This is a genomic window from Corynebacterium sp. UMB10119B, assembly GCF_030228125.1.
GTDB lineage: Bacteria > Actinomycetota > Actinomycetes > Mycobacteriales > Mycobacteriaceae > Corynebacterium > Corynebacterium pseudogenitalium.
In genome coordinates, this window is the sequence record NZ_JASPBG010000010.1 from 16,732 (window position 1) to 30,665 (window position 13,934).

Here is a 13,934-nt window from a genome sequence, read left to right on the forward strand (position 1 = left end):
AGGTACACTCTCTGCTTATGCAAAGCGAGGAGCAGACCACACCCGAACCAGAATGGTGGGAACAACCAGGCATGCCCTGGAACAGCAAACCAACCAAGGCCGACTACTGGTGCCTTGGCTGGTTCGGCTTCGTAGGCCTCTTCGGCCTTGCGATGATCCCACTTCGCGCCTGGCTGCTTGGGCTGCACCCGCCCATCATGCTGGCCATTACCGGTTCCCGGATTGGCGCGGCGTCGACGGGCGCGCTCGCCGCCGTCGGCGAGGTGCAGCACTGGCTGGGCTACCTGCTCATCGGCACGCTGATGGCCATCAAGTTCGACTGGATCTATTGGTGGGCCGGCAAACTGTGGGGGCGCGGAATCCTTGACGTGCAGGCGCAGAACTCCAAGCGCAGCGCCCGCAACATCGCGCGCGTGGAAAAGTGGGCCCTCAAGCTCGGCTGGTTGGGGATCTTCCTCGCCTACGTACCGATCCCACTTCCCATCGCCTTCGTCGTCTTCGTCCTGATGGGCATGACCGGCATGCCGCTGTGGAAGTTCATGGTGCTGGACTTCATCTCGAAAACTCTGTGGTCACTTGGGTACTTCGCCCTCGGATGGTGGATCGGGGAGCCCGTGGTGTACGTGCTGGAGCAGTACGCGAAGGTGGCCAACTGGATCGCCATCGGCCTGATCGTGGTCATCATGTTCGGCGCGTTTAGGGGGCAAGCGAAGAAAGCGTAGGCGGGTGCGCGCACCAAATTCCCTCACGCAGTTTGCGCGACCTGGGCTTTTCCAAACCGCCGCGCGAAAATCCAGGAAATTGGTGCCCTCTCAACCGTGCCAGTGCCAAAGGACGCAACCCCCTTTTCACGACCTGGGCTTTTGCGTCCTCCCCGAACAAGAATTGCGTCCTTTGGCACTCGCTTCCCAGAAAACTAGCGGTACACCACCACTGAGGAGAAGTCCTCGTCCCCGTGGCCCTTCTTTTGCTGCTCCTGCAGGGAGGCAACCGCGGCCGCCACGGCGGGCAGCTCCTTGCCGGCGGCCTCGGCGGTGGCGAGCATCAAACGCGCGTCCTTCTCGATGGCGTCGGTGGAGAAGTCGCCGGGGTTGGTGTCGCGCTCGCCGAGCAGGAAGGGGGACTTCATGTTCACGATGAACTCGAGGCCGGTGGAGCCGAGCATGTCGACGATGGTGGCGTCGTCAAGTCCTTGGGCGTTGCCGATGTGCAGTGCCTCCTTGAACCCCTGCATGGTCACTGCGAGGGCGAGGTTGGCGATGAGCTTGCCCGTCGCGGCCTGGGCGGCGGTGTCGACGACCTTGAGGCGTTCCGGGTTCGCGGCGGCCCACGGCGCGACGACCTCGGCGACTTCCTTGCGGCGCTGCTCGGTGGCGCCGCCGACGTAGACGCCGAGCTTGCCGGCGCGCGCCGGGATGAGTGAGCCGACTACGGGGGTGTGGACGAAGGTGGGGACGGCGGCGGCGAAGGAGTCGGCGTCGGCGGGGGAGATGGTGGTGGCGTCGGCCCAGGTGACGCCGTCGGGGATGAGGCCGGGTTCGATGACGACTTCGCGGACGGTGTCGGGGCCGAACAGGGAGGTGATGACCATGTCGGCGCCTTTGACGGCGTCTGCGGGGGTGTCGGCGGCGGTGGCGCCGCGCTCGACGAGCGGGGCGGTTTTCGCTGCGGTGCGGTTCCAGACCGTGAGGTCGTGGTCACTGACAAGCTTGAGTGCTAATTCGGTACCCATACGGCCGAGGCCTAAAAATGCAATCTTCATATCGCCTAGGATAGGCAACTATGACGAAGACGAACCTGACTTCAGAAAATACTGCTCGTTCTGCTGAGTTGTTTGCGCGTGCTCAGCGGGTCACGCCGGGCGGGGTGAACTCGCCGGTGCGCGCGTTTGGCTCGGTGGGTGGGCAGACGCGCTTTATCGAGAAGGCGTTCGGCAGCACGCTTGTAGATGTCGACGGCAACTCCTATGTCGACCTGGTGGATTCGTGGGGCCCGATGATCCACGGGAATGCGCACCCGGCGATCCTGGAGGCCGTCGAGAAGGCGTTGGTGAACGGGTTGAGCTTCGGTGCGCCGACGGAGGCCGAGGTGGAGATCGCGGAGATGATTACGCAGCGTACGTCCGTGGAGGAGGTGCGCATGGTCAACTCGGGTACTGAGGCGACGATGTCGGCGGTGCGCCTGGCGCGCGGGTATACGCAGCGCCCGAAGATTATTAAGTTTGATGGCTGCTACCACGGCCATGTGGACGCTCTGTTGGCGTCGGCAGGCTCCGGGATTGCGACGTTCTCGCTGCCGGATTCGCCGGGGGTGACCGGCGCGCAGGCGGCGGACACGATCGTGGTGCCGTACAACGACATCGAGGCCGTGAAGCGGGCGTTCGCGGAAAACGAGGGCCAGATCGCCGCCGTGATCGCGGAGGCGGCCGCCGGCAACATGGGCACGGTGGCGCCGCAGGACAACTTCAACGCGAAGCTGAAGGAGGTCTGCCACGCTAACGGCGCCCTGCTCATCCTGGATGAGGTGATGACGGGCTTCCGCACCTCCTACTCCGGCTGGTACGGGGTCGACGGTGTTGCGGGTGATCTGACGACCTTCGGCAAGGTCATCTCGGGTGGGTTGCCGGCGGCGGCCTTTGGTGGGCGTCGAGAAGTAATGGAGAAGCTTGCGCCGAACGGGCCGGTGTACCAGGCAGGAACCCTGTCCGGAAACCCGGTGGCGATGGCTGCGGGCATGGCGTCGTTGCGCCTGGCCAGCGAGGATATTTACCCGGTGCTGCACCGCAACGCGGACAGGCTGGAAGATCTGGTCAGCTCGGCGCTGACGCGTGAGGGCGTGGCGCACCACATCCAGCGCGCGTCGACGATGCTGTCGGTGCGCTTCGCGGAGAGCGAGGGCCACAACTTCGACGACATGAAGGCGGCGGACACGTTCCGCTACGCGCCGTTCTTCCACGCGCTGCTGGACCACGGCGTGCACGCGTCCCCGAGCCCGTTCGAGACCTGGTTCGTCTCCACGGCGCTGACCGACGACGACTTCGCCACCATCGAGGCCGCGCTCGTCCCGGCTGCGAAGGCCGCAGCCGCCGCGACCCCGGAGGGCCAGTAAATGACGCGAACTGTTGTCCACCTGGTGCGCCACGGTGAAGTGTTCAACCCGAAGAAGATTCTCTACGGGCGCATGCCGGGCTACCACTTGAGCTCTCGCGGCTACTCGATGGCGGCTGCGACCTCGAAGTTTTTCGAAGGCCGCGACGTCACCTACCTGGCGGCTAGCCCGCTGCTGCGCGCGCAGGAGACCGCGCAGCCGATTGCGGAGGTCACTGGTCTGGAGATTGATACGCGGGAGGAGATCCTGGAGGCCGGCAACACCTTTGAGGGGCTACGCACCAAGGGGTGGCGCTCTCAGCTGTGGAACCCGATCCGGTGGCGTCACATGCTCAAGCCCTGGGAGCCGAGCTGGGGCGAGTCCTATGAGGACATCTTTGCTCGCATGGACGTCGCGATCGAGGACGCGCGCCAGCGCGCCGAGGGCCACGAGGCCGTGTTGGTGAGCCACCAGCTGCCGATCGTGACGGTGCAGCGCTACGTGCAGGGCAAGCCCTTCGCGCATGTGAGCCGTCGCTGCGAGCTGGCCAGCGTGACGTCACTTGTGTTCGACGACGACGTTGTTGTTGACTGGTCATACTCAACCCCCGCATCCGCGATCTAACCTGGAAGGACCCTATGACCGTGCGCCGCAGCCTTGTCCCATTCGTTGCCGCAGCCGTGCTGCTGAGCGGGTGCTCGAGCGCCAGTGACAACGGCGGGTCCTTCGCGTTCCACTCGCCGGGCGGGCAGGTGGAACTGTTCTACCCGCAGGAGGAGCGTAAGCCGTTGCCGGACTTTTCCGGCGAGTCCCTGATGGAGCCGGGCAGTGAGATCTCGCTCAGCGACTTCGACGGTGAGGTCGTGGTGCTCAACGCGTGGGGGCAGTGGTGCGCGCCGTGCCGCGCGGAGGTCGACGACCTCCAGGAGGTGCAGGAGTCCATCGAGGGCTTCGGCACCGTCCTCGGTATTAACGTGCGGGACCACAACGCGGACATCGCGCGCGACTTCATGAAGGACAACGGGGTGACCTACCCATCCATTTACGACCCGCCGTTTAAGACCGCCGCGTTCTTGGGCGGCGTGCCCAGCTCCGTGATCCCGACGACGATCGTGCTGGACACCCAGCACCGCCCGGCGGCGGTGTTCCTGCGGGAGGTCACCGCCCAGGAGATCATCGACCTGGCGAATACGCTGCACCAGGAGGCGGAGGCCTAAGTGGGGGAGGCGTTATCGGAGCTGGTTTCCCAAGGCCCGCTGCTGCTGGGAATGCTGGCGGCTGCGCTGGCCGGGTTGGCGTCCTTCGCCTCGCCGTGCGTGGTGCCGCTGGTGCCGGGCTACATGTCGTACCTGACGGGCATCGTGGGCGGGGAGCTCAACGTGGATGAGCACGGGGTATCTGTGACGCGGCGCCGCTGGGCCGTCGCCGGCGCGGCGGGCCTGTTCATCCTCGGGTTCACCGTGGTGTTCCTGCTGGCCACCGTGACCGTCTTCGGCGCGGTGAGCGCGGTGGCGCTCAACGCGGAGACCCTCATGCGCGCGGGTGGGGTGGTCACGATCCTGATGGGCCTGGTGTTCGCCGGTTGGGTGCCGGCGCTGCAAAACGACACGCGGCTGCGACCGAAGAAGTGGACCACGCTGCTGGGCGCGCCGCTGCTCGGCGGGGTGTTCGCGCTCGGGTGGACCCCGTGTTTGGGGCCGACGCTCACCGCCATCGTGTCCGTTTCTGTGGGGACGGCGGGCATGACCGCGGCGCGCGGCGTGCTGCTGGTCATCGCGTACTGCCTCGGGCTGGGGCTGCCGTTTTTGCTGGTGGCGCTCGGCTCGGCGAAGGCGGTGCGTAGTATCGAGGTGCTGCGGAAGCATTCGCGCACCATCCAGGTGATCGGCGGGGTAGCGATGGTCATCGTCGGCCTGCTGCTGCTGACTGGGGCCTGGAACGTGTTTATCGGCTGGACGCGCCAGCTCGTCGTCGGATATGGAGCAACGGTGATTTAAATGAGCACTGCATGGACGTGGCTACGCAGGTCGTGGCACTGGCTGACCAGTATGCGCACCGCGCTGCTGCTGTTGTTCCTGCTTTCCCTGGCCTCCATCCCGGGAGCGCTGCTTCCGCAGCGCACGGTCTCCGCGACGCTGGTAGACGACTACCTGCGCGCCAACCCAACCATGGGGCCCATCTACGACAAGCTCCAGCTCTTCGACGTCTTCGATTCCACCTGGTTCGTCGCTATCGTCACGCTGCTGATGGTCTCGCTGGTCGGGTGCATCATCCCGCGCTCGATTGACCACTGGCGCGCGTACCGGGCCACGCCGACCAAGGCGCCGAAGTACCTGTCCAGGATGCCGCTGCATGCGGAGGGGGACGTCGATACGCCGAAGGACGAGCTGGAGGCGAAGGCGCGCGCAGTGCTGCGCAAGTGGCACGTGGCTTCCTACCAGCCGGAGGAAGACCGCGCCGGAGTGTTCTCCATTTCGGCGGAGCGCGGCTACTCCCGCGAGCTGATGAACCTGCTGTTCCACATCGGGCTGGTGGGCATGATTGTGGCGTTCGCGGCGGGCCGAATGGTCTTCTACGAGGGCCAGGTCATCATGGTGACCGAGTCCGAGTCGCAGTACGCGGTGCCGGTGGAGCAGCCGCGCCAGTTCTGTAATACGTCGCCTGCGAACTTCGACGTGTTCCGCGCCGGTCCACTGTTTGACGGCACCGGCCTGCACCCGTTCTGCATCGAGTCGAAGAACTTCCGCGCCGAATACCTCAACACTGGGCAGGCGAACGGGTTCTGGTCGGACTTGGCCTACACCCCGGACGTGGCCGCCCCGCGCGAGCAATGGCAGGACTTCACGCTGCAGGTCAACCACCCGCTGCGCGTGGACGGCAACCGCGTCTACCTGCAGGGGCACGGCTTTGCCCCGCAGGTGACCATCACCTGGCCGAATGGGGAGTCGCGCACCCAGATGGTGCAGTTTCGGCCCACGGACGTGCAGAACTTCCTGTCCGCCGGCGTAATGCGCTTCGACCCACCGGCCGGCATGTACCCGGACCTCACCGAGCGCCGCGAGCACCAGATCGCCATCGAGGGCAACTTCGCGCCGACCGCCCAGTGGACCGGCGTGAATGGCGACATGCTGCAGTCCGGCTTCCCTGCGATGCAGGACCCGGCGATGGCCGTAGACATCTACGTCGGAGACGCCGGCCTGGACACCGGCCGCCCGCAGAATATCTTCGTGCTGGACCAGAACCTGATCGCCGAGGGGCGCCTGCAGAAGGTGGAGCGCGTCAACCTGGTGCCGGGGGAGGAAACCACCCTTGAGGGTGGCATCCGCGTGCGCTTCGACGGCGCAGCCGAGTACGCCAACTACCAAATCTCCCACGACCCGACCCAGGGCTGGATGCTGGCCACCTCGGTGCTCATGCTGGCCGCGCTGGCCGGCTCGCTGACCATCAAGCGCCGCCGCCTGTGGATCCGCCTGACCCCGACGGCCACCGGCACCCACGTGGAGCTCGCCGGTCTGGCGCGCACGGACCGCGCCGGGTGGGGCGCCGAGTTCGACGAAATCGTGGAGGAAATCCTGGGCGTTTCGGAGGAGGATCACCCCTCCTTCGAGGTTGATGACCTTGGCTAACCTGCGATGACGCGGTAGATTGTTCCCCATGCTTGTCGATTCCACGATGGCGGACCTCTCAGACCTCACGTTCCGCACCGCGTTCATCCTGTACCTGGCTGCGCTGATCATGTCCTGTATCTACTACGGGCGCATGTTCGGCGTGCTCGACATGCGCCGCGAGCGCGCCCGCATGGATCAAAAAGTCGCCGTGGGGGCCGGGGGCGGCTCCGAGCTTATCGACGTCCCCTCCGACTCCTTCGACCAGGCAGAATACGACCGCCGCGTCGCCGGCGCCCGCAAGTGGGCGAACATGACGCAGGCGCTGATCTGGTTCGGCATCGTGCTGCACGTCGCGTCCTTCATTACGCGCGGGCTGGCGGCGAAGCGCTTCCCGCTCGGCAACCTGTACGAGTACATCCTGGCCATGACGGCCGTCGTGATGGTCGCAGCCGCGATCGTGGTGCAGCGCAAGAACTGGCACACCATCTGGCCGTGGCTGCTCGCCCCGATGGCGATCGCGATGTTCCTCAACTCCACCGTGTTCCACATGCACGTGGCACCGGTGGTGCCGGCGTTGCAGTCCTACTGGCTGCCGGTGCACGTTTCGTCGGTGTCGGTGGGGGCGTCGATAGGTATTGTGTCGGGCATCTTTGCGCTGCTGTACTTGCTGCGCATGTGGCAGCCGCGCGGCGAGGAGCGCGGGTTCTTCGGCGCGATTGCGAAGCCGCTGCCGAGCGCGAAGACGCTCGACCAGATCACCTACAAGACGGCGATCATTACGCTGCCACTGTTCGGAATCGGCATCGTGTTCGGCGCGATCTGGGCTGAGGTCGCCTGGGGTCGCCCGTGGGGTTGGGACGCGAAGGAAACCGTGTCCATGATTACGTGGATTCTGTACGCCGCGTACCTCCACGCGCGCGCCACCGCCGGCTGGAAGAACTCGAAGGCCGCGTGGATCAACGTTTTTGCCTTGGCCATGACCATCTTTAACATGACCTATGTAAATACTGTCATTGCTGGACTTCACTCGTACGCAGGATTGAACTAATGAAAACACTGATTACAGGAGGGGCCGGCTACATCGGCTCCACAATTGCATCGTGCTGCTCCGACGCAGGCATCACCCCGGTCATCTTGGATGACTACTCCACTGGCCTGCGCGTCTTCGCCGAGCGTTTCGACCACTACGAGGGCGACATCGCCGACACCGAGCTGCTCAACAAGATTTTCGACGACCACCCCGACATCGAAGCCGTCATCCACTGCGCGGCCAAGATCATCGTGCCGGAGTCCGTCGCGCAGCCACTCGAGTACTACGACGTCAACGTCGGCCGCGCAACCAAGATGCTCCAGGTTCTTCGCGACCGTGGCGTCAAGCGCGTCATGCTCAGCTCGACCGCCGCGATGTACCAGGCGGACGAGGACTTCACCGTCAACGAGTCCTCCGTTGTGGCGCCAACTAGCCCGTACGCCGCGTCGAAGTGGATGCTGGAGCGCGTCATGGCTGACGCCGCTGCCGCCGGCCAGATCCAGGCCGTGGCCCTGCGCTACTTCAACCCGATCGGCGCTGACCCGCAGCTGCGCACCGGCCTGCAGAACCCGCTGCCGTCCCACGCGCTGGGCAAGATGATCACCGCCCACCAGAAGGGTGAGGCGTTCACGGTCACCGGTGTCGACTGGCCAACCCGCGACGGCTCCGGCCTCCGCGACTACGTCCACGTCTGGGATCTGGCCCGCGCCCACGTCGCCGCCCTCAAGGCCGACCTCGCCCCATACGAGGTCATCAACCTGGGCACCGGCACGGGCACCACCGTCTTCGAGCTCGCCGAGGCGTTCAAGTCCGCCAGCGGCTCCGACATGGAGGTCACCACCGCACCACCACGCGAGGGCGACGTCGCCGGTTGCGCACCGCGCATCGACAAGGCGCGCGAGGTACTCGGCTGGTCCCCAGAACTCACCATCGAGCAGGGCGTCCGCGACTCCCTGGCCTGGGCAGAGAAGCTGCCCGAGGTCCTCGCCGAGGAAGCAACGCGCAGCTAGTCTTCGCCGCGCTTCCTCCGACGCTCCTCCTCTTCACGACGCCGGCGCTCCGCCTCCTCGCGGGCCCGGCGTTCTTTAAACCTATTCTTCTCGATCTCCCACAGGAACTCCTCATCATCATCCGGCCCCTTAATAACCGGCGGTTGTTCCTGCTGCTGCACCCCGTACCCTCCATACCGTGCATTCGACCCCGGGCCGAACGCGCGCCACATCAAGTACACAGCCAGAATGATCAGAGCGATGAGTAGAAGCCTTCCCATGCCCTCTAACATACTGGTCCACCTTTGCGTTAGGCTAAGTCTCCATGGCCCCCATGAGTGAAGCACCCGAAGTTGACCCAAGCGCGAAGCGTCGCGCCAACAAAGCCGCCGCCATCTACGGGTTGTACCGGCTCCTCCTCTTCATCGTCCTCACCGTGGTGATCCAGCTGCTGGCCGTCGCGGTTGGGGCGCCCGTGCCGCTGATCATGTCGGCCCTGCTGGCCCTGATCGTGGCGTTCCCGCTGTCCATGCTGGTGTTCAAGAAGCAACGCATCGAGGCCGTCCAGGCGCTTGCGCATTGGAAGGAGCAGCGCCAGGCCCGCAAGGCGTGGATCGAGGCCGAGCTGGCCGAGCGTTAGTTCTCTCGTGGGACGGTGTGCACCACATTCCTGCATTTTGGCGTCGTGGGTTCGCAAAGCCCAGGTCGCCTGTTCTGTGTGAGGGAATTTGGTGTCAGGCAGGTCGGTTCGAGTGCCAAAAGACGCAATCGAATAAGGTCTATCGCTTCAAAGTTGCTGGCAGAAAATGTGCTAGACAACAAACGATGTCAGATTTGGCACTGGCGCCCACTCCATAGCTACTCAGCGACAAGAAAACCCCTCCGCAGCCAGTCCGCTGAACGGGTGACTTCAGGCAAGAGGGGAATACCCCTCACACTTTACACTCGAAAAGTTCAAAACCCTTGCCACCCGCACCCCGCTGGCGTAATGTTCCGCTGGTGACTGCTGACATTCGGCACCGCCAGCTCAATAGCGCGGCGGTGATTTTGTTCGGCTTCCTGGTTGCCCTGTTCGTGGGCACGGTGTTGCTGATGCTTCCGGCTTCCACTGTGAATCCGGGTGGGTTGCCGCTGTTGCCGGCGTTGTTTACGGCGACGTCCGCGCTGTGTGTAACCGGCCTAGCCATTGTGGATACGGCGACGTATTGGACTACGTTCGGCAAGGTGGTCATTGCCGTGTTGATCCAGGTTGGCGGGTTCGGAGTGATGAGCTTCGCGACGATTCTGGGTCAGGCGGTGGTCCGCAAAGCGAATTTGAGTGCGAATGTGATTTCGGCGGTGGAGCGTCGTACGGCGGTGGGCGGGATCGCGCCGCTGTTGAGGCGGGTCCTGCTGGTGAGCATCGTGGTGGAGGCGTTGGTCGCGCTGGCGTTGACGGCGCGGTTCGTGGCGTTGGGCTACCCATTGCCGCGCGCGTTGGGGCATGGGGTGTTTCATGCGGTGTCGGCGTTTAACAATGCGGGGTTCGCGCTCTATTCGGACAACATGACCAGTTTCGTGGGGGACTGGTGGGTCTGCGTGCCCATCATGGCGGCGATCATTATTGGTGGTTTGGGGTTTCCGGTGCTGTTTCAGTTTCGGCGGGACGTGTTGCACCTGCACCGCTGGACGTTGAATACGCGCATGGTGGTTGCCGGTACGCTCTTCCTTCTTTGCTTTTCGACGGCCACCATCCTCGTCATGGAGTGGAACAACCCGCGGACGCTGGGTGGGTTGCCGGCGTCGGATGCGGTGTTGGCGGGGCTGTTTCAGGCGGTGCAGACCCGCACGAGCGGGTTCAACTCTGTCGATATTGGCGGGATGCACGAGCCGACGCTGTTTGCGATGGACCTGTTCATGTTTGTGGGGGCGGGCCCGGCCGGCACCGCGGGTGGCGTGAAGATCACGACGGTGTTGGTGTTGGTGGCGGCGGTGTCGGCGGTGGTGCGGGGACGCACGCAGCCGGTCATGCTGGGCAAAGGTGTCCCGGTGGAGGTGGTGCACCAGGCGATCACGGTGGTGATGCTCAGCGGCGCGCTGGTGGTGGCGGCGACGTTCGCGTTGTTGGCACTGACGCCGTTTCACCTGTCGGAGGTGTTGTTTGAGGTGCTGTCGGCGTTTGGCACGGTGGGGTTGTCCACGGGCATTACGCCGCACCTGGATGCGCCTTCGTTGTTGGTCATTATTTTTATGATGATTGTTGGCAGGTTGGGTCCGATTACTGTGGCGACGGCGTTTGCGTTTGCGGAGCCGGCGTCGAAAATTTTGCTTCCTTATGAAAGGCCGATCATTGGTTAAGTTTGCAACGCCCACGTACGCGGTGCTTGGGCTCGGGAGGTTTGGCTCGGCGGTGGGCCGGGAGCTCATGTTTGACGACGCCACCGTCGTCGGCATCGATCTGGAAGAGGCTGCCGTGAAGCGCAACAACGGGCTGCTGTCGAAGGTGGTGCAGGCGGACTGCACGGACGTGGCCACGATTGATGAGCTGGGCATTTCGGAGTTCGACGGCGTCGTCGTGGCGATCGGCGGGGCGCACGTGGAGGCGTCGATTTTGACGTGTTCGCTGTTGGTGGATGTGGGCGTCGAGAATTTGTGGGCGAAGTCCTCCGGTAATGCGCACGGGCGCATCCTGGACCAGATCGGGGTGCCGCATGCGGTGCACCCGGAGGAGGCGATGGGGCGGCGCGTGGCGCACCTGGTGCGTGGGGCGAACCTCGACTACGTGGAGTTGTCCTCGGGCACGGCGATTGTGCACACGGTGGTGCCGACGCACGTGGCGGGCCCGCTCGACGAGCAGGCGTTGTGGCAGAGCCACGGCGTGAAGGTGATCGCCGTGCGCCGCGAGGACCGCTGGCAGCCCGTGCTTGGGCGCATGGTTCTGGAGGCTGGCGAGCAGGTACAGATCTATGGGGATTCGCGCCGGGTGGAAAAGTTCAGCCGCATGGCGGCGCGGCGACGCTAACCTGGGCTGCATGTCAGTACAGCACGCTTTCGACACTGCACGCGCGGCACAGCGCGCCTGGGCGACGACCCCTCTTCGCCAGCGCAGCCGCATCTTTCTCCGCTACCACGACCTGGTGTTGGCGCACCGCGACGAATTGGTGGACCTGATCCAGCAGGAGACAGGTAAGGCGAAACACAACGCGTTCGACGAGGTCATGGACGTTGCGATTACCGCCCGCCACTACGCGTACCGCGCGAAGGCGCTGCTGACGCCAGCCCGAGTGCGGGGCGCTATGCCGGTGGTGACATGGACCGAGGTGCACCGGGCACCGAAAGGCGTGGTGGGAGTGATTGCACCTTGGAACTACCCGCTCTCGTTGGCGGTGTCGGATGCGGTGGCGGCACTGATTGCGGGCAACGCCGTGGTACTGAAGCCGGATACGCAAACCCCGCGCACCGCGCAGCGCGCCCACCAGCTGCTGGTGCAGGCTGGGCTGCCAGCCGACCTGTTCCAGGTTGTGGAGGGAAGCGGGCGGACGGTGGGGCAGGAGATTGTGAAGCGGTGCGATTTCCTCATGTTCACAGGGTCCACCGCCACCGGCAGGAAGCTTGCCGCGCAGGCCGGGGAGCGTCTGATTGGGTTCTCCGCTGAGCTGGGCGGGAAGAACCCGCTGCTGGTTCTGGCTAGCGCAAACCCCGAGACGGCGGCGCGCGGTGCCGTCGACGCTTGCTTCAGCAACACCGGCCAGCTGTGCATTTCCGTGGAGCGGATCTACGTGGACCGCGCCGTGGCAGAAGTGTTCCTTGAACAGTTTGTGGCGCTGACGAAACGCCTGCGCATTGGGCACGGGTGGGGTGACGATGTTGGCTCGCTGATTTCGGCGGAGCACCGCTCGCGTGTCGACGCCTTTGTCCACGACGCCGTGGACAAAGGCGCCACCGTCCTGGCTGGTGGGGAGGCGTTACCCCAGCTCGGGGATACGTTCTACGCACCGACCATCCTCGTGGACGTCCCGGAGGACGCCGATCTGTACCGCGAGGAAGTGTTCGGGCCAGTCGTCTTTGTGGAGGTGGTGGATGGGCCGGAGGTGGGCGTCGAGAAGATGAATGACACCGACTACGGGCTCAATGCCTCGATTTGGGGCGCGGAGGACGAGGCGCGCGTGGTCGCGGGGCACGTGCACGCCGGGACCGTGAACATTAATGAGGGGTACGCGGCCGCGTGGGCATCGATGGACGCGCCGATGGGCGGGTGGAAACAGTCAGGCGTGGGGCGACGCCATGGCGACGAAGGCCTGCTGAAGTACACCGAGGCCCGTACCGTGGCGGCGCAGCGCTACGTGCCGCTTGGCGGGGTCGGCACTGGCGGCGGCAAGCGGGTTGCGGACGCGATGGCGCTCGCGCTGCGGTTGTGCAAGCGTCTGTTGCGCTAGGCCCAGCTAGGACTCGCTCTCGTCCCCGTGGCCGGTGGCGTGCGCGATGGCGTCGGCGAGCCACTGCGCCAGGCCAGGTTGGCGTTCTTCGTAGTAGCGCTTGAAGCGTTCATCGGCGATGTAGCCGCGCGAGATCTGGAACTGCATCTCCGGGGTGACGTCGAAGAACTGCCCGATCACCTTCCGGTGCTGTTCGACGAGTTCGGCGGCTTCCGCGCTGTCGGTGGGCACGTCGCGGCGAACAGCGTCGGCGAGTTTGGTATCGATGGCGTCGAAACGCTGCTTGCTGTCCTCCCAGTCGCTCGCGCCCCAGTTGCCGGTGCGACCCTGGTACTGCGCCCAGCCGGGCGTGTCGCCGTAGGCCTCTTGCGCTTCGGCTTGGTGTTCGGTGTAGTTCGGGTCGCCGAGGATCTTGCCGATTTCTTCGAGGGTTGGCTTGTGATTGTTCATTGCTTGCTCCAATAGCTTTTCGACGGCCACCACCATCCCATCGATCCGCGAACGCTCCTCAAGCAGGCGTTCGTGTTGCCTGCGCAGGTGTTCCCGGTTCGAGGTGGGGTGGGAGAGTACTTCTTTGATTTGAGACAGTTTCATACCGGTGGTCCGGTAGACCAGGATGTGCTGGATGCGCTCCAGGTCATCTGGCGTGTACAGCCTGTAGTTTGACCAGCTACGATACACAGGTTCGACGAGGCCGGCCTGCTCCCAGTGGTGCAGGGTTCGCACCGTGATCCCGAATGCGTTGGCCACTTCGCCGACTGTGTAAAGCTCTTCGTTGTTGGTCATGGCAGCCATTGTGCAGTCT

Annotated in this window: 15 protein-coding genes; 12 read left to right on the forward strand and 3 right to left on the reverse strand. The window is 64.7% G+C overall.

Annotated features, from left to right (window positions below):
• The first annotated feature begins 17 nt into the window (after positions 1 to 17).
• Entirely contained in the window at positions 18 to 722 is a 705-nt protein-coding gene (locus QP802_RS08245) for a DedA family protein (RefSeq protein ID WP_284818295.1), read from the forward strand.
• 194 nt (positions 723 to 916) lie between these two features.
• Here QP802_RS08245 and QP802_RS08250 read toward each other — a convergent pair whose 3' ends face one another.
• Positions 917 to 1,762 (reverse strand): NAD(P)-dependent oxidoreductase, encoded by an 846-nt coding sequence (locus QP802_RS08250; protein ID WP_284803997.1) that lies wholly within the window; start codon positions 1,760 to 1,762, stop codon positions 917 to 919.
• Positions 1,763 to 1,782: 20 nt separating this feature from the next.
• On the opposite strand from QP802_RS08250, the gene hemL reads away from it, so the two are divergent.
• From hemL to galE, 7 genes are read left to right on the forward strand one after another with little or no spacing between them, the layout of a single operon-like run.
• Positions 1,783 to 3,108, forward strand: a complete 1,326-nt coding sequence (gene hemL, locus QP802_RS08255; protein WP_070975700.1) for a glutamate-1-semialdehyde 2,1-aminomutase — start codon at positions 1,783 to 1,785, stop codon at positions 3,106 to 3,108.
• On the forward strand, positions 3,109 to 3,711 hold the full coding sequence (locus tag QP802_RS08260) for a histidine phosphatase family protein (protein ID WP_070975701.1): 603 nt from the start codon (positions 3,109 to 3,111) through the stop codon (positions 3,709 to 3,711).
• Positions 3,712 to 3,725: 14 nt separating this feature from the next.
• Positions 3,726 to 4,304, forward strand: a complete 579-nt coding sequence (locus QP802_RS08265; RefSeq protein WP_071572853.1) for a TlpA family protein disulfide reductase — start codon at positions 3,726 to 3,728, stop codon at positions 4,302 to 4,304.
• A gap of 51 nt (positions 4,305 to 4,355) precedes the next feature.
• Positions 4,356 to 5,084: a cytochrome c biogenesis CcdA family protein gene (locus QP802_RS08270; protein WP_407933410.1), complete on the forward strand. Its 729-nt coding sequence runs from the start codon at positions 4,356 to 4,358 to the stop codon at positions 5,082 to 5,084.
• Positions 5,085 to 6,713 (forward strand): cytochrome c biogenesis protein ResB, encoded by a 1,629-nt coding sequence (locus QP802_RS08275; protein WP_284818302.1) that lies wholly within the window; start codon positions 5,085 to 5,087, stop codon positions 6,711 to 6,713.
• A 28-nt stretch (positions 6,714 to 6,741) separates the two neighbouring features.
• Positions 6,742 to 7,743 (forward strand): c-type cytochrome biogenesis protein CcsB, encoded by a 1,002-nt coding sequence (gene ccsB, locus QP802_RS08280; RefSeq protein ID WP_070975705.1) that lies wholly within the window; start codon positions 6,742 to 6,744, stop codon positions 7,741 to 7,743.
• Positions 7,743 to 8,735 carry a UDP-glucose 4-epimerase GalE gene (galE, locus tag QP802_RS08285; protein ID WP_284818305.1) on the forward strand — a complete coding sequence of 331 codons (993 nt, stop codon included), beginning with the start codon at positions 7,743 to 7,745 and terminating at the stop codon, positions 8,733 to 8,735. The genes ccsB and galE overlap by 1 nt, the downstream gene beginning before the upstream one ends.
• Here galE and QP802_RS08290 read toward each other — a convergent pair.
• Positions 8,732 to 8,995 carry a hypothetical protein gene (locus QP802_RS08290; RefSeq protein ID WP_070477766.1) on the reverse strand — a complete coding sequence of 88 codons (264 nt, stop codon included), beginning with the start codon at positions 8,993 to 8,995 and terminating at the stop codon, positions 8,732 to 8,734. The genes galE and QP802_RS08290 overlap by 4 nt on opposite strands.
• A gap of 44 nt (positions 8,996 to 9,039) precedes the next feature.
• Here QP802_RS08290 and QP802_RS08295 point away from each other — a divergent pair, with 44 nt between their 5' ends.
• From QP802_RS08295 to QP802_RS08310, 4 genes are all read left to right on the forward strand, one after another.
• The gene (locus QP802_RS08295; RefSeq protein WP_369822028.1) at positions 9,040 to 9,354 is read left to right on the forward strand and encodes a DUF4229 domain-containing protein; all 315 of its coding nucleotides are present in this window, start codon (positions 9,040 to 9,042) and stop codon (positions 9,352 to 9,354) included.
• Between the two features lie 359 nt (positions 9,355 to 9,713).
• On the forward strand, positions 9,714 to 11,051 hold the full coding sequence (locus tag QP802_RS08300) for a TrkH family potassium uptake protein (RefSeq protein ID WP_284818307.1): 1,338 nt from the start codon (positions 9,714 to 9,716) through the stop codon (positions 11,049 to 11,051).
• Complete coding sequence (locus tag QP802_RS08305) at positions 11,044 to 11,715, forward strand: potassium channel family protein (protein ID WP_284818309.1); 672 nt, start codon at positions 11,044 to 11,046, stop codon at positions 11,713 to 11,715. The genes QP802_RS08300 and QP802_RS08305 overlap by 8 nt, the downstream gene beginning before the upstream one ends.
• A 10-nt stretch (positions 11,716 to 11,725) precedes the next feature.
• Complete coding sequence (locus QP802_RS08310; protein WP_284818311.1) at positions 11,726 to 13,129, forward strand: succinic semialdehyde dehydrogenase; 1,404 nt, start codon at positions 11,726 to 11,728, stop codon at positions 13,127 to 13,129.
• Between the two features lie 6 nt (positions 13,130 to 13,135).
• Here the strand turns inward: QP802_RS08310 and QP802_RS08315 are convergent, their stop codons facing one another.
• Positions 13,136 to 13,915: a MerR family transcriptional regulator gene (locus QP802_RS08315; protein ID WP_284818313.1), complete on the reverse strand. Its 780-nt coding sequence runs from the start codon at positions 13,913 to 13,915 to the stop codon at positions 13,136 to 13,138.
• Between the last annotated feature and the right edge of the window lie 19 nt (positions 13,916 to 13,934).